This is a genomic window from Pedobacter sp. SYSU D00535 (genome assembly GCF_017355855.1).
Lineage (GTDB): Bacteria > Bacteroidota > Bacteroidia > Sphingobacteriales > Sphingobacteriaceae > Desertivirga.
Genome location: NZ_JAFEWD010000002.1, coordinates 73,870 through 99,014 on the forward strand (window position 1 = coordinate 73,870; position 25,145 = coordinate 99,014).

A 25,145-nucleotide genomic window follows, 5' to 3' on the forward strand; every position below is an offset into this window, starting at 1 on the left:
CAAACTTGAATGGTCCATTTGCAGAAGGGATCGAGCTAAGACGCCGGAGTTCGTATCCTAAATAGGTATTGGAGTTGGGGTACTAATTGGTTAACTTAGCTTACTAACTAACCAATAACCCATCTCATTCTGCTATCTGATGAAGCATTTACTGTTTTTTTCGCTGTTTCTTTCCGGGCTTTTTTCTGTTCATGCAGTGGAGAACCCACCCCTGGACTATTTGGGAATAGAACATGGACTTTCGAATAACGCCGTTACTTCTATCTACCAGGATCGCAACGGCTTTATGTGGTTCGGTACGTATGAAGGGCTGAACCGGTACGACGGATATAGTTTCAAAGTTTTCCGTAACAGACTAAATGATTCGACTTCGTTAATCCATAATTGGGTAGTGGCCCTAGCCGAAGACGATCGCAATAATATCTGGATAGGAACCAAACAAGGAGCTTCCGTTTACGATCCAATTACTGCCCGGTTTTCTTTCTTGTACTATAAACCCACTAACAGCACTGGATTAGAAAGATTTATTAATGCCGTAAACGATTTTGAAGTTGATTTGCATGGGAACGTGTTCATCGCAACAGGGGGAAAGGGCTTGTTGATCAAAGGGACAAAAATCAAGCACGCCAGGCAGATACCATTTAAAGGCAAAACAGGTACCAGTGCAGATTACCATGTCCAGGGGATTACCATTGATGAGCAACAGCGGGTTTGGTTGTTTATACAGGGCGAGGGTTTGGCCAGATACGACTATAAAACGCAGAAGATTTGTTTAATAAATAATTCTGTTACCGCTGCTAAATGTTTGCAGGCGGATCAGAAAGGGGGGATCTGGATCGGAACTGAAGAAGGTCTTCGCTGCTATAATTTTAAAAGCAAAGCTTTAAAAAGTTATAGGGAAAGGGATGGTGCAATAAGTAACGACAACATACATGGCCTCAGCCTGATTAAAAAAGAAGCAATCTGGGTTGCAACCGACGGAGGTGGAATAAATATTATCAGGCCGGGAGCGGATAAAATTGAGCGTCTGCTGCCCGGAAAAGAGAAAGGAAGTTTAACCAGCGGGGCGGTAAATGCCGTTTTTGAAGATAAGGATAAACGAATCTGGATAGGAACACTAAGGGGAGGAATCAATATTCTGGATGAAAGGAAAACCAGGTTTAAAACAATAAGTCACAATCCCTTTAATCATAAAAGCCTCATAAATAATTTTATCCTTTCATTTTGTGAAGATGAGAATGGAAATATCTGGATTGGTACGGATGGTGAAGGGCTTAGCTTTTGGAACAGGAAAAGTAATTCCTATACTAACTATAGGCATAGATTTAATGATAACTCCTCACTCAGTAATAATAACGTTGCCGGTATTGTTAAGGACTATAAAAACGACATATGGGTGGCGACCTACGGAGGGGGAGTTAATAAATTTAATAAAAGGACAAATCAGTTTGAAACTTTTCCCCTTTTCAACTACGCATTTAAATACAACGACCGGAATGCCTGGAGTTTGTACCAGGACAGGTCCAAAACCTTATGGGTAGGTACCTGCACAAACGGAGGTTTATATTATTTCAATCGCTCCCTAAATAAGTTTCAGTTATTCGATCCTAACTTAAGGGACGCAATCTCTATAACAGAAGACCGCCAGGGAAACTTCTGGCTTGGTACTTTTACTCAGTTGATCAAAGTTGATAGAAAACAGAAGAAACACAAGGTTTATGATATAAACTTTGCCGTGAGATCTATTTATGAGGATCGTTATAATAACTTCTGGATCGGTACAGAGGGCGGTGGGCTTTTAAATTTCAACAGAAAGACTGGACAGTTTAAAACCTATACCGTGGATGACGGTCTTCCTGCTAACTCCATTTTAAATATAATTGAAGACAAGGCTGGAGAGCTTTGGCTAAGCACTTTCAACGGGCTTTCCAGGTTCAACGTGAAGACAAGGAAGTTTAAAAATTTCTTTGAATCGGATGGCTTGCAAAGCAATCAGTTCAATTATAATGCTGCCCTGCGTCTGAGCTCCGGCGAATTTCTTTTCGGTGGAATCAAAGGCTTTAATATCTTCTTTCCCGAGCAGATAAAATCCTACAACTGTGCCCCTAATCTTCTAATTACCGGCCTGAGAATAAACAATCTTCCTTACGAATCAGATGACTCTTTCAAGGATAAACAAAGCCTTTATGCATTAAAAGAACTTACTCTTCCCTACGATAAGGCAGTTATTTCTGTAGATTTTGCCAGCCTCGATTATTCATCTTCCGATAAAATTGTGTACAAATATTATCTGGAAGGTTGGGATAATGACTGGATATACGCAGGTCGCTCAAGGGTGGCCAATTATTCCAGATTGAGGGAAGGTAAATATCTGCTAAGGATCAAGGCTACAAACGCCGAAGGGGTGTGGATGCCAAATGAAAAATTGCTTCAGTTAACTATTCTTCCGCCCTGGTGGCGTTCCTGGTGGGCCTATAGTTTTTATGCCTGCTTCGTTATAGGCGTACTCTATGCTTACAACAATTATCAAAAACGACAGCAAAAATTGAAGTATCAGGTTCAGCTTGCGCACCTGAAAGTGGAGCAGGAAAAAGAACTGAATGAAAAAAAACTATCGTTTTTTACACACATATCTCATGAGTTCAGAACTCCATTAACCCTCATCATCAGTCCTGTTAAAGAGTTTTTAAATAGCAGGGATAGCCAGGTGGATCCAAAGGAGCTTATTGTGGTATACAGGAATGCCCGCAGATTATTAAGTCTGGTTGACCAGCTACTTCATTTCAGAAAGTCGGATACTGAGGAGCTTAAGATCACCAGGTTCAATATGGTGACATTTTGCAAGGAGGTTTATTTATGTTTTCAGCAGCAGGCAAAGTCAAAGAACATCGACTTTCAATTTTTATGTGAAGATGCAGAAGTGACAATCTATGCCGATAAGGAAAAAATGGAAATAGTTCTATTTAATCTGCTATCAAATGCTTTCAAATACACTCCCGAAGGAGGAATGATTCGATTGGCAATAGAAGCGTTCTCTTCGCACGTCCGAATAAAAGTAACGGATACCGGATCCGGAATATCAGAGGAGGAAGGCACACGTCTATTTGATAAGTTTTACCAGGCAGGATGCAAAGACGCTGCTAACAAAGCGGGATTCGGTATTGGCCTTTACCTGGTGAAGAGTTACGTAGAAAGTCATAAGGGGAACGTGTCCTACTCAAGTAAGGTTGGTGAAGGCACCGAGTTTAAGGTAGAGCTGCTCACCGGAAAAGAGCATTTTGATTCTCATATTGTTTATGAACACGTGGGAGAAACTCCTGTCTTCCTGGAAGAACTTGTAGAGGAGTTGCTTGAAGAGCCAAAACCTAAAGAAGAGCAACTCGCCGTACCTGAATCCGCTATTGTCTCAGATAAACCGACAATGCTTATCGTTGATGACAACGCCGAAATAAGGAATTATGTAAAGCGCATTTTTCAGCAATCTTATTTAATCTACGAATCTGAAAGTGCAGAGGCGGGACTGGATATTATCAATAAATATGTTCCGGACATCATAATAACCGACGTTGTGATGGGTGAGATGAGCGGGGTAGATCTGTGTATGAAGGTGAAGGAAGATCCGGCTTTAAGTCACATTCCGGTTATTTTATTAACCTCCAGTTCTTCTGCTGAGATAAAGTTGAAAGGTATTGAAGGAGGCGCAGATGATTATATTACCAAACCTTTTGATAAAGATATCTTAATTGCCAGGGTCTCTAATCTTCTGAAAAGCAGAAATAATCTGCAGCGGTATTTTTATAATCAGATCACCTTTAAATCCGATAACTCAAAGGTCTCACCGGAATATAAGGAGTTCCTCGAAAAATGTATTTCAATAACCGAGAAGCATTTGGATAATGACGATTTCAACGTTAAGATCCTTGCGGATGAAGTTGGAATGAGTCATTCAGCACTTTACAAAAAAGTAAAATCGATCTCCGGTAAGTCGGTGAACGAATTCATCCGTTTTATCAGGTTGAGGAAGGCGGCAGAGTTATTCATTAATACAGATTGTAATGTGAACGAGGGAGCGTTTCAGGCTGGGTTTAACGATATCAAATATTTCCGGGAACAGTTCAGTAAGCTTTACGGAATGAAGCCTTCGGAGTTTATAAAAGCTTTCCGACAGCCGTTTAATAAAACTTATAAATTGAATAAGAACATCAGTAAAATGTAAGGTGTCGACACCTGGGTTACAACTTGACCGGCGACAGCGGTGGAAAGGGCTATTGTTCGTTGTTTTTTTGGGTTTTGTTAAGTCACCCCTCTCTTTTTCAGATTTTACCCCTCAAGGATGGAGTCGGTTTAGCTAATATTTGAACCAAAATTAGTATAAGCGGTGATTCTTAGGTCCTTAATGATACTTCTGCTACTGCCCTGTTTGTTTGCAGGGCGGGAACGTTCAATTAGCGGTATTCACTTCCGCTTCATCCGTGTATGCTCAAAGGTTGGCGTCTGAGGGCGTTCGAGAAACCCCGCCGGTAATTTAGTGATAACGTCTAAAAGAACATAAAATGAAGAACTTGTTTGTCTGCTTATTCTTCCTGGTGGGGATTACCGGAAGTTGCCTTGCTCAAAATACCAAACGCGGTACTTCCTATGACAGGTTTTCGCCTGCTGCGGTCTGGACAGATACCAAGGGCGAGGTAATCAATGCACACGGTGGCGGAGTAATTTTTGATAATAAAAAGTATTACTGGTTTGGTGAGAAGCGAGGACGAGGTGCATCAGAAGGAGTGAATGTGTACTCTTCATCAGATCTTTATAACTGGACTTTTGAGGGACTGGCACTAGCCCCGGACGACGCGGATCCTGAAAGCGATATCGCCCGAGGGTGCATAATGGAACGTCCTAAGGTGCTCTATAACGAAAAGACTAAAAAATACGTGATGTGGTTCCACCTGGAATTGAAAGGGCAGGGCTACAAAGCGGCAAGGGCAGGAGTAGCAATAAGCGACAACGCGACGGGGCCCTATAAGTTTGTGAGCAGTTTCCGCCCTAATGGGAATATGTCGAGGGATATGACTTTGTTTAAGGATGATAACGGCGACGCATATCATATCTACTCGTCCCGGGAGAATTATGACCTGCGTGTCAGTAAACTCAGTGATGATTACCTGACTCCGACAGCTCAGGATACGTTGTTATTTAGCAAACACCGGGAAGCGCCGGCTATCTTCAGGTATAAAGACAAGTATTATTTGGTCACCAGCGGATGTACCGGCTGGGCCCCGAACAAAGCAAGCGTTCATGTATCTAAATCGTTGTTCGGCCCATGGCAGTACATCGGCGATCCGATGATAGGACCTCAGTCAGAATTAACCTTTGGCGGTCAGTCAACTTATGTGCTCCCGATTCAGGGCAAGAAGGATCAATTTATTTTCATGGCGGATAAGTGGAACCCCAAAGATTTAAAGGATAGTCGCTATATATGGCTACCGGTGTCGATAAAGGATGATGCTGTTCAAATTAAATGGCAGGATCAATGGGATTTGAAATCGCTCAACAATAAACGACGATCCCCAGGCTCCTGAACCGAACAGTGCTTGCCTGCGAATCTTTTAAAGCTGGTCAGCAGTTAAAAGCGGATTGTCTCACCAGGGAAGGGGAACCCGACTATTTTAATAAGGATGCATCTTGATAACTCAAATGAATAACTATAACAAAATGCCACAAAAAGCGACTTTCGTTCTCCTCGCAACATGCCTTGCAATTCTATTGAACAGTTGCTGGCTTCGCCGAGGAACAAACGCCGGCCGCAAGTACGTTAAAGAGGGATACAAGCTGGTTTGGTCGGACGAGTTTAACAGACCGGGACCGCCGGATAGTAGTAAATGGAGATATGAAAAAGGCTTCGTGCGGAATCAGGAGTTGCAGTGGTATCAGGAGGAGAATGCATGGTGTGAAAATGGGCTTCTAATTATTGAGGCGCGTAAAGAATCGAAGCCCAATCCTAATTATTCAATACTTAGCAGCGACTGGCGTCGGGCAGCTAAGGATGTGCAATATACTTCGTCCAGTATCAATACATCCGGAAAACATGCGTGGCAGTATGGGCGCTTCGAGATGCGGGGCAGGATCAATACCAGCGCCGGCCTCTGGCCAGCCTGGTGGACTTTGGGTGTATCTGGTCGCTGGCCAGCTAACGGTGAGATAGATATTATGGAGTACTACAGGAATATGATTCTGGCTAATGTCGCTTGTATCGGACCGGATAAAAAGGCCGAATGGTACAGCAAAACGTATAATCTCGATAGCCTCGGCGGGAAGAAATGGGCGGACAAATTTCACGTTTGGCGGATGGACTGGGATGAGGAGTGGATAGCGCTATTCGTAGACGATCAGCTGCTGAACAAGGTGGAAGTGAGTAAGCTCGTAAATAAAGATGGCTCAGGCATAAATCCTTTTAAACAGCCTCATTACATGCTTCTCAACCTTGCTATGGGAGGAATGAATGGCGGTAAGTTAGGAGATACCGCGTTTCCAAACCGCTTTGAGGTAGACTATGTCAGAGTGTATCAAAAGAAGCCTGAACAATAAAAATTAGCAGATAGCTTCGGCGGAAGTATCGGGCAGCAAGATCCACTCGGCGCAGACTGTAAGGTGTTGATTTGTAGTGTAAATGTGACGATAAAATTCACAGTGTTTATCTAAAGTATACTATTATTTCTTGCCTTAAACATCCGTTTTTCTTGCTTGTTGCCTGTTTAGTAAACTATAATCTTTTACGCTATGAAAAAGTTTATTTTAACTATTCTGTTAACAGCATTCATGCTGGTTGACATGAAAGCTCAGATTTCCGAAGGCAACGTAATGATCGGAGGAAACATTTCTAATCTGTCTTTAGGGCTCGACGAGCCTAACGTCTTTACCCTTTCTTTAAATCCCAAGGCGGCTTGGTTTGTCTCTGATGGAGTGGCCCTGGGAGGAGAGCTTTCCTTCGGTCTCGCGACTGCAAAGGACGCAGGAACCGACCTTAATTATGGAATTGGGGCTTTAGGCAGATACTATGGGACAAGAGGTGCCAACACGGTATTGAATAATTCCCGTTTTTTTGGCGAGGCAACTGTTGGGATTTCAGGAGTAAACCCGGCCTTTGGTGATAATACAAACGGCTTAGGCTTTAGCTTCGGACCGGGATTCAGCTATTTCGTAACCCCTTCTGTAGGTTTGGAAGCACTGGTAAAATACAACGGAGTGCTTGGTTTCGGAAGCAGCGCTTACGGTCATAATCTCGGGTTGAATTTTGGGTTACAAGTTTATCTACCGGGCAGAAGGACTGCTGCGACTATCGAAAGGGATACGCGCTAGTAGTTTATTGAAATAAAAAGATGTTGCAGCGAATGGTTGATTACCGGTTCCGCTGCAACATCTTTTCGTTGTTAATTTTTTTCCCTTACCGGCTGAACCCCTTCCGTCGTCATCACCACTCTTTTCAACGTTCCGTCGGTATTGTAGTTCAGGCTGTCGATACAAATAGAACGGCTGTAGCTACCACCATCCGTCTGAATGCCACCGTTATGATAGATGAAATAGGGCTGCCCTTTGAATTCTATAATAGCCTGGTGATTCGTATTGCTGTTTCCCGCGATTTCGTTAAGAATCCCTTTGTATTCATAGGGCCCCTCAATCTTATCCGCCGTAGCGTAGGCAATTTTTTCAGGAAATCCGGTGGCATAAGATAAATAATATTTCCCATTCCGCTTATGGACCCAGGGTGCCTCGGTAAAGTCGAAGCCTTCAAAAGTAAGCTGTTTTACCGGACCGTCCAGTTCAATCATATTATCTTTCAGCTTCGCGTAATAACAATGCCGGTTCCCCCAGAATATCCAGGCCTGTCCATCGTCGTCACTAAATATTGCGGGATCAATACAAGCCCAGGAGTGTGTAGATGCAAAGCAGTCTTTATTAGTTAACAACGGTTTTCCTAGGGCATCTTTATAAGGACCTTCAGGGCGATCGGCCACTGCCACTCCAATGCCCGACCAATTTGTACTGATGTACCAGTAGTACTTTCCGTTTCGCTCGGTGACATGCCCCGCATAAGCGTCGCCACTTTTTGCCCAGCTGAAGTCCTTTATTTTCAGGGGGACCGGGTACTCCGTCCAATTTTTTAAATCGGTGGTCGAATAAACCAGCCAATCTTTCATTTTGTAATTTTTTTGTCCCCCGGTAGAATCATGGCCTGCAAACAGCCAAAGTGTATCTCCTTTCACAAGCGCAGCAGGGTCAGCCGTGTAATGATGAGTAATCACCGGATTACCGGTAGAAGTGAAGCGGTATCGGTCGGATAGTGATTGTGGCTGCAATAACGATCCGGGAACTCCTCCCCATTTAGCGTTCAGGCGGCGGGCTTCTTCCTTAGTAATCCCAATTACACTTCCGTGCCGTGGATTAAAGTTCTTAGTGAAGGACTCCGGCTTTTGTGTGAAATTATATAGATCCTTGCTTCGCTGAAATTCATAGCGAAGATTGGTGTAAAGGTCGTACATCAAAATATACTCGTCTGAATTATTTAGCTTGAATACACTGGAGCCTTCAACCACAACACGCTTGTCTGAGTAAGCATCGAGATACTTCTCATCTTCCAGCCAGGGTCCTTGCAACGATTCGCCGGTCGCCTTTTGAATGCCGTTTTTAATTTCCTTGCCGTCTTTATCTTTCGTGTTTCCCTTGTAGAAAAAATGGTAGGTGCCGTCTTTGTAAATGATGTCGCCGTCGATTGCTCCATATTTTGCGCGGAACATCAACTGCGGCTCTCTCTCGAAACCACTAAAATCTTTCGTGGCATAAGCCGAGTAAAAGTCGAGCTTGTCGTCTCCCTTAAAGCGCACCGTGAAGTAGACGAGATATTTTTTTGCTTTTGGGTCGTAGATGGTTTGGGGTGCCCATACCCATTTTACCTGCCCGAAGGTTTTGGGATAAGCCTTTGCCACGTCGATGATACTGTGCTTCCAATTAATGAGGTCATTAGAATGAAGCATAACGATTCCCGGGTTGCTATCCCAACCATTCTTGTGGACGAACATATCGGTAGCAGTCATGTAAAAGTCTTTACCACCTTCTCCCCGTAGGATGTGAGGATCACGAATTCCGCCTGTTTGAGAAATCTGGGCAGAGGGAATAATTGGCTCATTGTTATTAAGCGCAAACCAGTTCACTGCGTTTGCACTTACGCCGAATCGAAGCTGTTCCTGCTTAGTTTTATCTCCCGACCCTTCAAAATAAGCAAAGAGATAGCCTTCAAAATTAGGTGCGGGTGCTTTTTTCTGAGCGTACAGTTGGAGCGAAAGAAAAATGCAAATCGCAGCTGTTGTAAACTTTATCATACGTGGTTTTTTTGGGAGAGATTTAGTTGCCTGTTAATATAATTGCGCCTTGCGGCTGAATTTGGATAATGAGCTTACCTTTTTTGTCCAGCTTTAAATGTTGCATTTGAGGTTGCCGGCTTTTGTTATCCGAATACAAAACCAGGTTCTTGTTCACCAACATGGGGAGATCCAGCGTTAACTCTTTCGTTTTCTTTTCCGCATTTATACCCGCCACATACCATTTGTTCTGATGGCGGCGGGCTAACACTACATATTTGCCGGGGTAGCCGTCAATGAATACTGTTTCCTCCCAGACAGTAGGGACGTTTTTCATAAAATCAATTACGAAGGCTGGATATTCTTTCAAATTGTTAGGCGTAATGCCGAAGTTCTGCACCGGAGTCTGAAACAGAACGGAGGTGGCCAGCTGGAAGGTCTCGGTCGTTTTGCGAGTAGTCCCGCCGTTATTATTCCGGTTATGGCGCTTATTTAGCAGGACCGGACCAAAATCCATGGAAGCCACCGTGTTACGGATAAAAGGATGCAGCGTGGCATTAAAGGCTTCGTTATCATTTGCTTTTTGAGTAAAGATTAAATTTTCAGAGGCAAGGACCGCTTCACTTCCTACGAAATTAGGAAACATGCGCTCCCAACCGCGGGGGAGGGTACAGCCATGGAAAATCACTACCAAGCCGTAATCGTTTGCATCTGATAAGATATCTTCGTAGAGCTGCATGGTCTCTTGCTTATCGCCACCAAAGAAATCTACTTTGATCCCTTTAATCCCGATGCTTTTCATCCATTCCATTTCCTTTTTGCGGGCAACCGAAGTGTTCATCTTGTTCTTCGGGCCCTGGGGAGCATCGCTCCAGAAACCGTTGGAGTTATACCACAAGCAGAGGTTTACATTTTTCGACCTGGCATATTGCACCAGCTCCTCAATCTTATTTTTTCCGATGCGGGTATCCCACCAGTTATCTATCAGAACGAATTCGTAACCCATTGCCGCGGATAAATCCACAAAGGTTTTCTGGTCTTCGTAATTGATACTGTTGTCCTGCCATTCGAGCCAGCTCCAAGTAGAACGACCAAACTTATAATCGGTAGAGGGTGTATACAAGGGCTCTACAAGGTCGAAAGGGATCGTTGTTTCGACAATTGGTTTTAAATTTTCTCCAATGGTGATGGTTCGCCATGGGGTAGATCCGGGTAAAGGAATTGCAGGAGTGGCGCTCCCGAGACCGTTGTTTTCTCCTGGTTCGGGAAATGAAATGGTGTAAAGGCCATCTTTGGTTCCCTCGCTCAGTTTAGAGCCACAGTAGGAGCTTTGAACCCCTGTTTCTGAAATTAACACCCATCCACTGCTTCCAATGCGGAAGAGACCAGGAAATGTATAACCGATGCCGTACTGAGAAACTGTTCCGATCCGCTCATCCGGAACATATTCTTCCTCATAACTCGGTTTGGTATGTTCCCAGCCAATCATAGGTGTAGCCTGAGAGCTGAGGAAGGTGGTTGTATTTGAGGGAAAGTCAAAGCCGCTGAGTTCCTTTTCGACAATACAACGCGCCGTAGAATTTATTTGAGGGATGAAATACCGGAACGCAATATCATTATTGCTTACCCGGAAGATGATTTCCAGCCGCTCCTTCTTGCCGGTTTCTAAAGAAATCGTCTTTTCGTTGGCAGTATAAGTAACCTGCGACTTCTTAATTCTATTTTCTGTATAGCTTTTATTTACCAGGGAGTCTTTCTGGCCCACAAGTTTCAGACCCGATGAAAGGTCGGAGACGTTCGTGATCAGTCCTAAAGGAGATTTCTCCAATAATATTTTACCGTTGTAATTCACTGCGTAAAATGGCCGGCCACGTTCCAATATCAATTTTACCGACGCTTTCCTATCAGGACTCGTGATCTCGATGTCCTGTGCAGAGGCTGAGAGAGTATGAAACAGGCAGTAGATTAAACAGGCAAGGATAAGCTTATTCTCGCCTTTTATATTATTGATGAAGCGTGTCATTCGGGTAAGGATGTTTAGTTTTTTGCATGGTAGTTTTTCAACTTCTTCGCCTCTTTTCTGGTGAGATGAATTACCGAGCCGTGTTTAGGAGTAGTGAAGTTGGTGGTTTTCATGACACCCTCGTTAAAGCGCTTCAGGTTAGTGAAATTCTTGAAATCGGATGTTTCACTAAAACCGAAATTATGCGGTTTGACACTGAACACATCGTACATCAACACCCATTTATCCTGGCCGAGTCGCTTGAAGACATTAGGTGCTTCGCAGGATCCGCGCTCGAAATCCACCTGCTGTGGAAGATACTGGTAGCCGCTGTTAATCTTATCAGAAAAGGCCATTTTGATACCTCCCGGGTTTTCCTGCGCGACATACATCATGCAAAAACGGCCGTCAGGCAGCCGTGTAATATCAGCATCAAGTACCTGCCTGGTGCTGTCCGGGTACTCAAACAGAAGCTTTGGCTCGGTTTCAAATTTTGAAAAGTCGTCGTCCATATAGGAGTAGTAAAGCTTGGTTCGCCCTTTACCCTTACGCATCGTGAAATAGATCATTATTTTTTTCAGCTGCTCATCATAGATCAGCTGAGGAGCCCAGGCACAGGCAACGTTTAGCTCGGGATAAGCTTTGTGAACATCGAATACAGTATGTGACCAGTTGATTAAATCCTTTGATTTCATCAGGACAAAACCACGGTTGTTTCCCCAGTCATATAGTTCAGCCGGTCGCTCCCAATCTGTGGTTCGGTAACCTTTCTGTTTACCGAAAATATGAAGATCGGTCATTGCAATATAGAAGTAACCATCATTGCCCCGCATAATATGTGGGTCCCGGATTCCTTTCTGTTCAGCTATTGTGTCACCTGCTATAATCGGCTTACCCTCGTTTACATCACTGAAGGTATACCCGTCGTTGCTTAAGGCAAAGTAGAGACTATGGGTGTCGTCTTTAAAGTAAGCCAACAGATAAGTTGCGAGTTTCTTCTCTTCGCGGGAAGCTTTTTTGCTTTGGGCTTTCAATGGCCCATGCACAATAAATGCTAATATAAAGATACATAGCCTTTTAGTGTAATTAGCACAGCCGGGTAAACAATAGATGGGACACCGGGAAGAGGATAGGATTTGCCGGAACCAGGACCTACAGGCTGTAGTGCTTCCTGTCGTTTCAGTTTTCATTATTGGGTTAGTTTAGATTCAAACTAACAAAATAATTGTCAGTATGACAAGTACGATATTTTGATGTTCAACAGGTTTGATTTTATTTCAACAATCAGAAACTCCACAGCTTCTTGGAACGAAAGATTGTGTGAATAAACTTTCTGGTTATTAGAGGACGAAAAGATGCTGCGCTAGACGTGAAGAACGATGTGAACCTCTTTACACAGCACCAAGTCGGCGGGAGGAACTTAACTGCTGGATGCTTGCATTGCTGAAGAGAATTGTCAAGGAGACTGGTAGTAAATAGGGCTTCAAAGGAGACCGATAGGAAATTGTAAAGAAGAGCGACGTCGCTTTAAAAATCAGCAGTTTGTTACGTTCTTCAAGCGCTATGCTTTACACGTTGGAGAGCACAGTGCCTGGCTCTCAATGCGTTTGAAAGCCTTTTCTTCCAGCAGGATTGGGAAAAAGGTTCACACATTTTACATTTTTTTCTTAATTAAAAAAAAACAACAAAGTATTAATTACTTTTACTTAAATCTACATCAAATATGAAAGCTGTTTACAACACCTACACCGAAAACTGCTTAACCTACCCTGATTCAGCAGCCATTTTCTACTACACTAGCGCCCGAACGCGAACTCCTCTTGTGTACAATTTGCAATACTACGTGATCCTGTACAAACCGAAATAGCGAGCTATTTCCTAAGGATAAGTATTAATTGAAAAAGTTGAATTTTTTAAAAAGATATGAATACTGGAGAAATAGTGGAGCTTGTAATTCGCCGAGATAATGTTAGTATCAGCGAGCTCTCAAGAAAGCTACGAGTAAGCAGAAGGTCTATCTATAATTGGTTCAATCGACAACATTTGAGTAAGGATGTTATTTGTAAAATTGGCGATGTTTTAGGCCACGATTTTTCAGCAGAATTACCGGAGGTTTTTAACAATAACAATAGTGAACATAATGTTTCTTACCCGGATTTAGATGAAGCCGACGTTTCTGATAAACCCGACAGCGCGCAATATTGGAGAACCAAGTATATTAAGCTACTCGAAAAGCACAACGACTACCTTAGCAGAAGGTCGGTTCAATAACTGATCTCTTAAGTCTGACTCACCCACCAGGGACTTTATTACTCCTTCGTTTTATCTGACGGCGGAGGTAGTAGAGTCCCTTTTTTGCAAGTACTACACTGAAAATCAGCCCCTTTTCTTGCTGTGTCAATTGTTCTGTCAGGCAGTTTTATCACATGTAAAGCAACCTTTCAGGAAATGTGAACGAGTTTGTAAACGCTTTACAATCAGTGTCACATATTGAAAAAACTGCACTTTTTTTCGAGAACAGCGTATAATTTTGACCTGTACATCAACCGTATTTATTTGCTCCAAACACTGACTGCCCTATGAAAAATTTATACGTTGTAACTGGCCTTTGTATCATCCTCACAAGTGCTTGTGCGCCCCGGAGAGATTTAGTTTATTTCAGCGATCTTTCCAGGAAGACCGCCACTGAGAGGAGTATCAGTAATCAATTTGAGCCCCGGATACAGAATGGTGATGTACTCACCATTACAGTAAGTACCCAAAGCGCAGAGTCTAATGTTTTATTTGCGTCTAATACGAATGCTACCCGATACAATGCAATGGAGCGGGATGGCTACCGGGTAGATAGAAGCGGTCTCATAAATTTCCCTGTCATTGGAGCTATGAAAGTAGAAGGCTACACACTTGAAGAGGCGCAGCAGAAGTTATCCCACGAGATTGACAAGTATGCGAAAGAACCGATTGTGAATGTGCAGTTCGCTAACTTTAAAATTACGGTAATGGGCGAAGTTAACAGGCCCTCCAGCTTCACAGTGACAAGTGAAAGAATAAACCTTTTGGAGGCTCTGGGGATGGCTGGAGATATGACGGTGTACGGCAAAAGAGAAAATGTGTTACTGATACGGGAGGTAGCCGGAAAGCGAACCGTCATAAGAATGAACCTGAACAAACAGGATGTACTTAACTCGCCCTATTTCTACCTGAAGCAAAATGACATCGTATACGTTGAACCGGATAAAGCAAAAGCGGTAGAATATAGTCCTAATAACCGGCTGATGCCACTGCTGGTTGCTACCATCTCGGCTGTTGCCGTCCTTGCAACCACATTTATCGGAAGAAACTAAGTTGTCCCTCTATCTTATTTGCCATGAAAAACCTGAGTGAACTAAAAAAATACCTGCAATACTGGTATGTGTTTCTGCTGACAGTAGGCTTAAGCCTGACCGCGGCGTATTTCTATCTGCAAACCACTCCGGCAAAGTACAGGGTTAGCAGCACCTTGTTGATAGAGGATGACCCGAAAGGTGATGGCATGTTTAAAGGTACCGCTTTTAGTGATCTGGAAATGTTTAAATCGAATAAAACAGTAGAAAGCGAGATGGAAGTGTTGCGTTCCCGGGATCTCCTGAAGAAGGTGTTGCACGACCTCCCTCTTCATACCAGCTATTTTGTGAAACGCCAGTTTAAAACACTTGAGCTCTACGGAGATAACCTTCCGGTCAACATTAGCATCGATACGCTCAGTACCCCCACGTTTTCCAGAAACTTTTCTATAGAAATTCTGGACAGGTACTCGTTCGCCTGGACGGATAATGACAAAACTACGATCTACGATTTTGGAGACATGATTACCACGCCCGCTTATCGCATCACCGTTCAAAGGGGACCGGCCTTTCGGAAGGAAGTAGGAAATATCATCGCGATAAAGTTTAATAATGTAGACCGTATGGCCGAAAGTTACAGTAAGTCGAGACTGAGTATTTTGCCCATCGCTAAAGACGCAAATACAATTGTACTCAGTCTGGTTGACGCTGTGCCCGAGCGGGCTGTAGACATTCTCACCCGGCTAATTCAAACCTACAATACGGAGAATATTTATAACAAAAGTCAGATGGCTAGAAATACGATAAAGTTTATCGACGAACGTCTTGACTATCTCAGTACTGATCTTTCCAGCGTGGAAAAGGACGTGGAGGATTATAAACAGGTAAATCAAATTGTGGATGTTAATGCTGATGCGCAGATGAACATGCAAAGTTCAGGTATTTACGAGCAGCAATTAGCCGAGTCAAGGGTACAGCTGGAAATCATACGCAGTTTGGAAACCTATCTCCGGAAAGCTGACAACAACTCAGCGCTTGTACCCAGTACCTTGGGTATTAAAGACGCAACGCTGGAAGGGCTGACAATGAAATACAACGAACTCCAATTGGAAAAACAGCGGCTCTTGCGTAGCGCCAGACCGAACAATCCCTTAATCGTAAATCTGAATGAGCAGTTGCTGAGTTTGAAGCTGAACATGCAGGAGAATCTAAAAAACGTTAAACGCGGCTTATTACATCAGGTAAATAATCTGAGTGCCAAATCTTCACAGTTTGAATCTCGTATTCGGGAAGTGCCAGCTATAGAGCGGGGGCTTCTGGAGAGGAACCGGGAACAGGGCGTAAAGCTCAGCCTATATCACTACCTGCTGCAAAAGCGGGAGGAAACCGCCTTGTATATGAGCAGCACCATTCCAACTTCCCAGGTAATAGACCGCCCAGCCGCGGCATCAATACCGGAAAGTCCCAAAGGCGACCTGATCTATTTATGCTCCTTTCTCTTTGGACTGATACTACCGGCAGGGGTAATTTACTGTAAACATTTGCTGAATACAAAGGTGCAGGAAGCTGGCGACTTGAAATTTATTAAGGAGGCAAATGTGCTGGGCGAGCTGGCTAATAAGGGTAAGCAGGGTACGGTAGTGGTTCAGAAAGAAAGTAGAACTACGATTTCCGAGCTATTCCGGTATATCCGAAATAACCTGAGTATGATGGACCATGACGGACGTAACCAAGTATTACTAATCACCTCCAGCATGAAGGGAGAAGGTAAAACCTTCTTCAGTATCAATCTGGGTGTGACACTTTCCCTGGTGAATAAAAAGGTAGTTTTACTGGAATTCGACCTCCGCAAACCCGACCTGCTGAAGGGCATCAATCTTAACAGCAAACAGGGTATAACTGATTATTTGCGTAAGGATTTAGTCCTTAACGAGCTTATACACCCTTCTGGATTGTCACCCAATTTGTATGCTATAGGCTGTGGCACTTTGCCCGAAGATCCGGCAGAGCTGCTGCTAAATCCGAAGTTAAGACTGATGTTTGAACGTCTGAGACAGCAGTTCGACTACGTCATCGTAGATACATCTCCGGTAGGACAGGTAGCCGATGCCTTTAGTCTTGCCCCTTTTACCGATGCAAGCATTTACCTGGTCAGGTATAACTTCACGAATAAAATGCAGCTGCACATTCTGGAGGATATTTATGAGAATAAGAAGTTAAAAAAACCGCTGGTGGTGTTTAACGATGCCCGCAGGAACAAAAATGCATATACCTATGGATATGGCAGTGAATACGGCTATTGATGGAAAATAAACTGTAGTAGCGATCCAAGCAATATTACTGCTATACAAATCCCTGAGCTAATGAATCCGTTGCTAAGGGGACTGAAAGATAAGGAAGCACTTCTGCTTCAGACAAACTAAAAGAATATCGGGGACGAGTCCCTGCAACTAAACGAAGGCAATTTTAAAAACAATCATGTAAGTGAAATAGCGAAGCTGTATCCGTTTCGCCTGGCTTACACAAAAAAAGCGGCGTTTGTCCCGCAACCAAACAAAAACAATTTTAAAACGCAGTCATGTAAGTGAGATAGCGAAGCTGCGTCTTGAGTGCAGAAAGCCCAGGACTGGTACTGCAACTCACCGCAAGCACTTAAAAAAGCAATCATGTAAGTGAGATAGCGAAGCTGTGTTCGCTGCTTCCAAAACATCCAATAGCTCATCCCCCTACATCTACTATGAAAACAACATTTACCTCCAATTCCCTTAAAAGCTGGCTTGTAGTATATACCCGGCCGCGGTGGGAGAAAAAAGTAGATCAGCTGCTGCAATTGCAGGAGATTGAATCTTTTTGTCCGACCCGAAAAGTGGTCAACCAATGGGCCGACAGGAAAAAAACCGTCGAGGTGCCTCTTTTTAGTTCCTATGTATTCGTGAATATCAACATGAAAGACGAGTTCAAAGTGCGACAAACCCTTGGTGTAATGAATTTTATTTATTTCATGGGAAAGCCCGCATCCGTAAGGGATTCAGAAATCGTGCATATTAAGAACTACCTGCTAAGTCATTCCGATTTAGAAGTGATGGATATTAAGAGCCTCTCTTCCGGCGATCGGGTAAAAATCAGGAACGGCGCTTTTTTCAATCAGGAAGGACGGGTGCTGGAGATTCAGGGAAAAAAAGTGCTGTTGGTGCTTGATAAGCTAGACTGTGCCCTGGTAACTAAAGTAGAAGCTTCGAACCTTGCCTTAATCAGTTAAAATCCCTCTATATGAATAGTCAACTAGTTGAAAATGTAAAACTTGCCGTTATCGGAATGGGATATGTCGGCCTTCCTCTCGCTGTTGAATTTGCCAAAAAGTATAAAGTGTTCGGATTTGACATTAATCGGGACAGGGTTGAGGATTTGAAGAACGGCCATGACCATACCAGAGAGATCAGCCGGGAAAACCTGCTGAAGGTATTAACCCAAGACTGCACTAAGCCAACAGGGTTGTATTGCACCGATGAAATTGATAAGATTCGGAGTTGCAATATTTACATTATCACTGTTCCAACACCGGTTGATAAGAATAAGCGCCCCGATCTGACTCCGCTTTACAAAGCGAGTGCATTGGTTGGAAAGGTGCTTAAAGAGGGCGACATCGTTGTATATGAATCGACCGTTTACCCCGGCGTGACGGAAGAGGAGTGCGTGCCAGTACTTGAAAAAGCCTCAGGACTGCGATTCAATATTGACTTTTTCGCGGGGTACTCGCCCGAGCGGATCAACCCCGGAGATAAGGAGCATACCGTCGCGAATATTTTGAAAATAACTTCAGGTTCGACGCAAAAAGTGGCGGATGTGGTTGACAGGTTATATGGCTCGGTAATTATTGCCGGAACGCATAAAGCGACTTCCATAAAAGTGGCAGAAGCCGCCAAAGTAATTGAAAATGCTCAACGCGATATCAACATTGCTTTTGTAAATGAATTGGCAATGATTTTTAACAGACTGGGTATAGACACGCAGGAAGTTTTAAAAGCGGCAGGTACTAAGTGGAACTTTCTGAAGTTTCAGCCCGGACTGGTGGGCGGTCATTGTATCGGGGTAGATCCGTACTACCTTGCTCAAAAAGCACAGGAGGCAGGTTATCATCCTGAAATTATTCTTGCAGGGCGCAGAGTAAACGACGGTATGGGGGCCTATGTTGCTGATCAATTAGTTAAGCGAATGCTTTCCAACGGGATTAATATCATTAGTAGCGATGTGCTGGTGCTTGGCTTCACCTTCAAAGAAAACTGTCCCGACGTACGTAATACTAAAGTGATTGATATTGTCAAAAAGCTGGAAGAGTACAAAATCAATGTGTGTATTCATGATCCCTGGGCTGATCCGATACAGGTAAAACATGAATACGGAGTAATCTGCCAGAATGGAGAGTCCAAACGAAGAAAGTACGATGCTGTCCTGCTTGCCGTGGCACATTCAGATTTTATGGATCTCGATATAAGCAGCCTGTTGAAAGACAATGCCGTAGTTTACGATATCAAATCGATGCTTCCTCAGGCAATGGTACATGCCCGCCTATAAAAATAATCCGGCGCCGTTGCAGCACTGGAATTTAAGATGATGAGCTTAAAAGAAAAAACGGTAAGTGGACTGCTTTGGTCGTTTACCGAACAGGCAGGAGGGAAGTTCCTGAGCTTTGGCATTAACATCTTCCTGGCCCGAATCCTCGTTCCCGAAGAGTTTGGATTGATCGCAATGCTTTCGGTTTTTGTCGCGATCGGTACCTCCTTGCTTGATTGCGGACTGAACTCCTCCCTGATCAGATCCAGTGAGGCCGATGAAAAAGACTACTCAACTGTTTTTTTCTTCAACCTCGTCGGCAGCGTCATCATTTACTTTTTGATGTTCTTACTGGCTCCTTATATAGCCAGTTTTTACAAGCAGGAAGTTTTGGTGAATATCATCCGCGTATACGGGATCTCGTTTGTAATTAATGCTTTCTTCAGTATCCAGAGCACGCGTCTCAGCAAGGAGATGGATTTTAAAACACAGACGGCTATCAATATTCCCGCTGTACTAGGAGGCGGTATTGTCGGCATTCTGCTAGCAAAGGGGGGCTACGGCGTATGGAGCCTGGTTTGGATGAGCCTTGTTAACTCTCTGCTGTCTACCATCATGCACTGGAAATATTCTAACTGGAAACCCCAATTGATTTTTGATATGACCAGTTTCCGGAATCACTTCTTTTTCGGTTACAAAATGACCATCTCCAGTTTGATTGACACCTTATACCGGAATATTTATGTCCTGATAATCGGTAAATACTACTCGGCAGCCCAGCTCGGCTTTTATTCCAGGGCCGAAGCAATAAGTCAGCTACCCATATCTAATGTGGCTGCAGCAATTAATAAGGTCACTTACCCAATGTTTGCCACTATTTCCGGGGACGACGAGAAGCTGAAAGCAGTTTACAGGAAGTTGTTGAAGCAAGTTATTTTTTGGAACGCCCCGGTACTGATTCTTCTCGCGGTAATCGCCGAACCGCTGTTCACCTTTTTGATCACCGAGAAGTGGCTGCCGGCAGTCCCCTATTTTCAGATTCTGTGTATCGCGGGAATAATGTATCCCTTACATTCATACAACCTCAATATTTTGAAGGTAAAAGGTAGAAGCGACCTTTTTCTGAAGCTGGAAGTTGCGAAAAAAGTAGTAAGCCTTATAGGTATCGCCTCCGTACTCCCTCTGGGTATCTATGGCTTACTATACTTTCAGCTTGGCTTTAGTTTCGCTGCCTATTTCATCAATTCTTTTTACAGCGGCAAAATGATCAACTATCCCGTAAGGGAACAAATAGCAGACATCTTGCCCATGCTGCTCCTTGCTGTCCTGATCGGCGGCACTTGTTACGTTGTCGATCAGTACTTTTTTCATCTCCTTCAGCTGATCGATCTGGGTCGGATAAGCTTGCTGGGACTGCTGTACTTTCTTATCTATCTCAGTTGCAGCTACCTGATAAAACTAAGCGCATTTACTGATTTTAAACATCTAATCCTACGAAAATGATACCAGTAACAAAGCCTTTTCTTCCCAGCTTCCGGGAATACGAAGAGTATTTAAGTAGCATTTGGGAGCGCCAGTGGTTAACTAACAACGGTCCTTTGTTGAACGAATTTGAGTTGAAGCTGAAAGAATACCTGGATGTGAAGCATATGCTGTATGTTACCAACGGCACTGTTGCACTCCAGCTAGCCATAAGGGCCCTGGATTTGAAAGGAGAGATCATTACAACGCCTTTCTCCTACGTAGCAACTACCAGCAGCATTGTATGGGAAGGCTGTAAGCCGGTTTTTGTAGATATAGAGGAAGACACCTTTAATATTGATCCTACAAAGATCGAGGCAGCAATCACTCCACGTACCAGTGCCATCCTGGCTACGCATGTGTTCGGTAACCCTTGTGATATTGACGCAATTCAGGCAATAGCGGATAAGTACAACTTAAAGGTGATTTATGATGGTGCACACTGCTTCGGCACAAAATACAAGAACAGGTCTGTTTTTGAGTACGGCGACATCTGCACCACCAGCTTTCATGCAACGAAACTTTTCCATACCATAGAAGGCGGGGCCGTGTTTACACAATCGCCCGAGCTTTTGAAGAAACTGGTGTTCATGCGCAACTTCGGGCATAACGGTCCCGAGGACTTTGTTGAAGTAGGCATAAATGCGAAAAACTGCGAATTTCGAGCTGCTATGGGGCTTTGTAACTTAGCTCATGCCGACGAGGTGCTGGAAAAGCGAAAAACGCTTTCTATGCATTATTTCGAAAAGCTTAAAAATCTTAAAGCAGCATTTCCCCGACTCAATGCCAGTAAAGACTACAATTATGCCTACTTTCCGGTTCTCTTCGACTCTGAAGAAATGTTGCAGAAAACCATCCGCGAATTGTCACTAGAGAAGGTTTACTGTCGGCGCTATTTTTACCCTGCCTTGTCGACCTTGCCCTATGTTACTGCCCAGGAAATGCCAGTCTGCGATTCTGTCGTCAAACGAATTGTTTGTCTGCCACTGTACCACACCCTGACTTTTTCAGACCTGGATATGATATGCCGGGTAATTCTTCGCGTGCAAAATTACGGTATGACAACCGAAGCAGAAGAAGCAGCAGCTGCACTAGAAAACCAGATCAAATCAATTTTAACCGTCGCCTAAAATCAATTTTCCCAGATCTATGACTAACACAAATTCACCTGAAATACTGGTCAGCGTTTGCTGTATCACTTACAATCATGAGAATTTTATAAGGGATGCAATGGAAGGCTTCCTTATGCAACGAACCAATTTCAAGTACGAAGTCATCATCGGAGAAGATTGTTCTACTGACAATACCCGGAAAATCGTTCAGGAATATTGCGATAAGTATCCCGAAATGGTTCACCTGGTTTATTCAGATAAAAATGTAGGCGGTCATCGCAATATCGTGCGGGTGCTCGACCAGGCAAAGGGGAAGTACATTGCTTTTTGCGATGGAGACGACTTTTGGACCAGTCCCGACAAACTGCAAAAGCAGGTGGACTTTCTGGAGAATAACCCTGATTACGTTATCTGCTGTCACTATACGCGTGAAATTGACTTTTCGGGCAACCTGCTGTATGTGAATGAAAACCCTGTAAGTTTAAAATACGAATACGGCGACCTTGTCATTAATAAACAGGCTGAAACATGTACCGCTACCATGGTTGTGCGCGGCCGTGAGATGTTGAAAGATCTCTATAAAAAGCATTGGTTTTTGAATTGTCATGCAGTGGATAAGTTCATGAAGCTATTTGCCACTTCCACTACCGGAAAAAAGATCTATGTGTTGCCCGAGGTAATGAGTTCCTACAGAAAACATCCCGGTGGAGTATGGAGCATGGTGCCGCAGGAAGTTTTACGACAAAAGCAACTGAATGATTTCAATCTCATTATCAATCATTTCGAGCATAATCTGCAGCAAAAGGTATCCCTGTTGATCTTCTATATCCGGCGATATTTCCTGTTCCAGCTTCGTAAGTATACGATCACCCATGTGTTTAGTACCATACGGGCAATCTTATAGATCATTCTTCAAGAAAGATCAGTCTTCTTTCTTCCATTTTTCTGACGATAAGTGAATTAGTATGAAGCCAAAGCTGTTTTTTGTAATTAATACCTTGCAGGGTGGTGGAGCCGAGCGGGTAGTCACAACCCTGGCTAATCACTTCAACAGAAAAGGTTATCGGGTGTTCATCGTTTGCCTTAATTACGCTCCGGCTTCCTACATTCCGGATGCGGGGGTAGAAGTGCTGTTTCTGGTTAGGCGGGATAAGTCTCACCATATCGTCAACCGTCTCCTATATGCTTTCCTTACGTTCTTTAGACTATTACAACTCCTTAAAAAGGAGAAGCCTACTTGCGTCGTATCGTTTATGACGTCTGTAAACCTCTGGACTGGTCTTACCTGTTCTTTACTCAAGATCCCATTCATGGTTTCAGAAAGAACAACGCCGGATGATACCATTCATAAGCTTAACTACTTTTTGAAGCATGTCTCCTTCCTGGTCTACCGTCAGTCAAAGGCGGTGGTGTTACCCTCAGAGGGGATGATAAACTGCTTCAAAAAGAACAAATCATTCAGCACGCTGGAGAATTTCAGGATCATCCGAAATCCGGTGATGACTTTCAATTCAGCTTCCTCTAACCTGGTTTACCCAAGGAAGTTCATACTGGCGGTAGGTCGCCTGGATCCGATTAAGGGATTTGATCTGCTGATTGAAGCTTTCGCCAAGCTGAAAGGTCTGGATATCGATCTGCTGATTTCAGGAGAAGGAACAGAGCGAGACTTTCTTTGTCGCCTAATCGAGCGCTTCGACTTGGCTGATAAAGTCAAACTGATCGGCTTTAAGGAGAATCTGCAGGACTACTATCAGCAGGCAGAGCTTTTTGTGTTGTCATCTCGAAATGAAGGATATCCCAACGCGTTGATTGAAGCCATGAGCCTGGGATGCCCCTGTATCGCCACCGATTGCGAATTTGGTCCTTCTGAAATTATTGAAGACGGGCAGAACGGGATATTGATCCCAACAAATAACCCGGACGCTATCGCGGACGCTGTTCTTAATGTACTTACCAACCCTATACTCAAAGAGAGGATCTCCAGAAGGGCCCGGCTTATCACCCGGACTAACTCGATAGAACGTATTTCTTCCAAATGGGAGAATTTAATACTTAGCCATGTTTAAGAGAGCCTGTATATTCCTGCTGTTATTTTTGTACTTGTACACGCTGACTTTTAATGTCTTCATGACGGGAGTATTCCGAGTTCCGGCACCTTTTCTAGCGGTTCCATTGGTGTTCTTTTTCTACGATGAACCGCTGAACGGATTCAAATACACGAAGGAATTAGTGGTACTTTTCCTTGCGGCGCTATTTTATTATCTGATAGGTCAGGCAAATATCATCACTTTCATCTCCGTGATGATTACGTTTACCTGCTGTGCACTCTTTTTTAACTATTTCATCGGAAATAATTTGAAGAGGCTTCAACTGTCAGTTTTCCTGTTTTTCTTTTTCCTAGTTTGTTCAGCGCTGGTAATGCTTCTAAATCATCATTATAGAATAGAGGATATTAGATCTATGCTTGTGGGTGAGACCGTGCAGCAGTCGCCATCCGGCATATCCACCTACATTTTTAGTTTCGGCTACCAATTATCCGCCCTTGTTGCGTTTCTTGCCGTTTTTATAACGGCTGCCAGAAAGGGTGTTATCCTCAGTATTTTAGTGATCGCGATATGCGGTGTACTGATCTTTTATGGCCTGCAACGATCTGTGTTGATGACTTTCTCCATCTGTCTGTTATTATTTCTTACCATATGGTACCGTTTCCGCGCAGTGCTGCTCTTCAGCTTTATTTTCATCATTGCGGTCTCTTTTAAATCCTCTGTGGAAGGACTGTCTTCAGGAGCCCAGCAAAATATTTTAACCAAAAATGAACGCAGTAAAAACGAAGGGGAAAACCGGGAAGCACTGGTTACGGAAAATCTAAAAGTTATTGCTGATCACCCCTTTGGTCTCATTCTTTCCGGGATGGATTGGAAAGATGTAGTGAAACATAATGTTTTTTATAAGAGCGGAACTGGCGTGATCACCTCGCACAACGCCTATCTGATGTTTCTCACGTACCTGGGTATAATACCGGGACTCCTATTCCTCTATTTAATTTACGCTAGGGTCGTTAGGATTACCTGGTCTGTCCTGAAGCACGCGAAAGACAAGAAAAACACCTTGTTGATTGCACTCTGTATGTCGTTTTTAGGAATTTCCTTGAACGCGTGTTTTCATAACGAATGGCTTCTCGCTGCCAGCGGTCCAACACTTTTTTTATATTTCTGCATACTCCAGCTTTCCCGCATAAAAGCAAACCAGGCATCGATAGATAACTGATCTTAGTGATCGTGCCTGAAAT

General features: G+C 43.6%; 17 protein-coding genes. 14 read left to right on the forward strand and 3 right to left on the reverse strand.

The window, feature by feature from the left end; genetic code table 11:
• Window positions 1–139: 139 nt before the first annotated feature.
• From J4N23_RS04655 to J4N23_RS04670, 4 genes are all read left to right on the forward strand, one after another.
• Complete coding sequence (locus J4N23_RS04655) at window positions 140–4,216, forward strand: two-component regulator propeller domain-containing protein (RefSeq protein WP_207425862.1); 4,077 nt, start codon at window positions 140–142, stop codon at window positions 4,214–4,216.
• A gap of 337 nt (window positions 4,217–4,553) precedes the next feature.
• Window positions 4,554–5,573, forward strand: a complete 1,020-nt coding sequence (locus tag J4N23_RS04660) for a glycoside hydrolase family 43 protein (RefSeq protein ID WP_207425863.1) — start codon at window positions 4,554–4,556, stop codon at window positions 5,571–5,573.
• Between the two features lie 115 nt (window positions 5,574–5,688).
• On the forward strand, window positions 5,689–6,579 hold the full coding sequence (locus J4N23_RS04665; RefSeq protein WP_242689121.1) for a family 16 glycosylhydrolase: 891 nt from the start codon (window positions 5,689–5,691) through the stop codon (window positions 6,577–6,579).
• A gap of 192 nt (window positions 6,580–6,771) precedes the next feature.
• Window positions 6,772–7,350, forward strand: coding sequence for a hypothetical protein (locus J4N23_RS04670; RefSeq protein WP_207425864.1), 579 nt, complete (start codon window positions 6,772–6,774; stop codon window positions 7,348–7,350).
• 71 nt (window positions 7,351–7,421) lie between these two features.
• Here J4N23_RS04670 and J4N23_RS04675 read toward each other — a convergent pair whose 3' ends face one another.
• From J4N23_RS04675 to J4N23_RS04685, 3 genes are read right to left on the reverse strand one after another with little or no spacing between them, the layout of a single operon-like run.
• Window positions 7,422–9,368 (reverse strand): family 43 glycosylhydrolase, encoded by a 1,947-nt coding sequence (locus J4N23_RS04675; RefSeq protein WP_207425865.1) that lies wholly within the window; start codon window positions 9,366–9,368, stop codon window positions 7,422–7,424.
• Window positions 9,369–9,390: 22 nt separating this feature from the next.
• Window positions 9,391–11,370 carry a glycoside hydrolase family 97 protein gene (locus J4N23_RS04680; protein WP_207425866.1) on the reverse strand — a complete coding sequence of 660 codons (1,980 nt, stop codon included), beginning with the start codon at window positions 11,368–11,370 and terminating at the stop codon, window positions 9,391–9,393.
• Between the two features lie 14 nt (window positions 11,371–11,384).
• A complete protein-coding gene (locus J4N23_RS04685) occupies window positions 11,385–12,539 on the reverse strand; it encodes a glycoside hydrolase family 43 protein (protein WP_207425867.1) in 1,155 nt (384 codons plus the stop codon).
• Window positions 12,540–13,272: 733 nt separating this feature from the next.
• On the opposite strand from J4N23_RS04685, the gene J4N23_RS04690 reads away from it, so the two are divergent.
• From J4N23_RS04690 to J4N23_RS04735, 10 genes are all read left to right on the forward strand, one after another.
• The gene (locus J4N23_RS04690; RefSeq protein WP_207425868.1) at window positions 13,273–13,620 is read left to right on the forward strand and encodes a helix-turn-helix transcriptional regulator; all 348 of its coding nucleotides are present in this window, start codon (window positions 13,273–13,275) and stop codon (window positions 13,618–13,620) included.
• Between the two features lie 308 nt (window positions 13,621–13,928).
• On the forward strand, window positions 13,929–14,693 hold the full coding sequence (locus J4N23_RS04695; RefSeq protein WP_207425869.1) for a polysaccharide biosynthesis/export family protein: 765 nt from the start codon (window positions 13,929–13,931) through the stop codon (window positions 14,691–14,693).
• Window positions 14,694–14,716: 23 nt separating this feature from the next.
• Window positions 14,717–16,975: a polysaccharide biosynthesis tyrosine autokinase gene (locus J4N23_RS04700; RefSeq protein ID WP_207425870.1), complete on the forward strand. Its 2,259-nt coding sequence runs from the start codon at window positions 14,717–14,719 to the stop codon at window positions 16,973–16,975.
• Window positions 16,976–17,409: 434 nt separating this feature from the next.
• Entirely contained in the window at window positions 17,410–17,931 is a 522-nt protein-coding gene (locus tag J4N23_RS04705) for a UpxY family transcription antiterminator (protein WP_207425871.1), read from the forward strand.
• Window positions 17,932–17,942: 11 nt separating this feature from the next.
• Window positions 17,943–19,244 carry a nucleotide sugar dehydrogenase gene (locus J4N23_RS04710; RefSeq protein ID WP_207425872.1) on the forward strand — a complete coding sequence of 434 codons (1,302 nt, stop codon included), beginning with the start codon at window positions 17,943–17,945 and terminating at the stop codon, window positions 19,242–19,244.
• A 36-nt stretch (window positions 19,245–19,280) separates the two neighbouring features.
• Complete coding sequence (locus J4N23_RS04715) at window positions 19,281–20,726, forward strand: lipopolysaccharide biosynthesis protein (protein ID WP_242689122.1); 1,446 nt, start codon at window positions 19,281–19,283, stop codon at window positions 20,724–20,726.
• Window positions 20,723–21,874, forward strand: a complete 1,152-nt coding sequence (locus J4N23_RS04720; protein WP_207425873.1) for a DegT/DnrJ/EryC1/StrS aminotransferase family protein — start codon at window positions 20,723–20,725, stop codon at window positions 21,872–21,874. Before J4N23_RS04715 ends, J4N23_RS04720 begins: the two co-directional genes overlap by 4 nt.
• Window positions 21,875–21,893: 19 nt before the next feature.
• A complete protein-coding gene (locus J4N23_RS04725) occupies window positions 21,894–22,760 on the forward strand; it encodes a glycosyltransferase (protein ID WP_207425874.1) in 867 nt (288 codons plus the stop codon).
• Window positions 22,761–22,821: 61 nt separating this feature from the next.
• The gene (locus J4N23_RS04730) at window positions 22,822–23,922 is read left to right on the forward strand and encodes a glycosyltransferase (protein WP_207425875.1); all 1,101 of its coding nucleotides are present in this window, start codon (window positions 22,822–22,824) and stop codon (window positions 23,920–23,922) included.
• A gap of 61 nt (window positions 23,923–23,983) precedes the next feature.
• On the forward strand, window positions 23,984–25,123 hold the full coding sequence (locus J4N23_RS04735) for an O-antigen ligase (RefSeq protein ID WP_207425876.1): 1,140 nt from the start codon (window positions 23,984–23,986) through the stop codon (window positions 25,121–25,123).
• The last annotated feature ends 22 nt before the right edge of the window (window positions 25,124–25,145 follow it).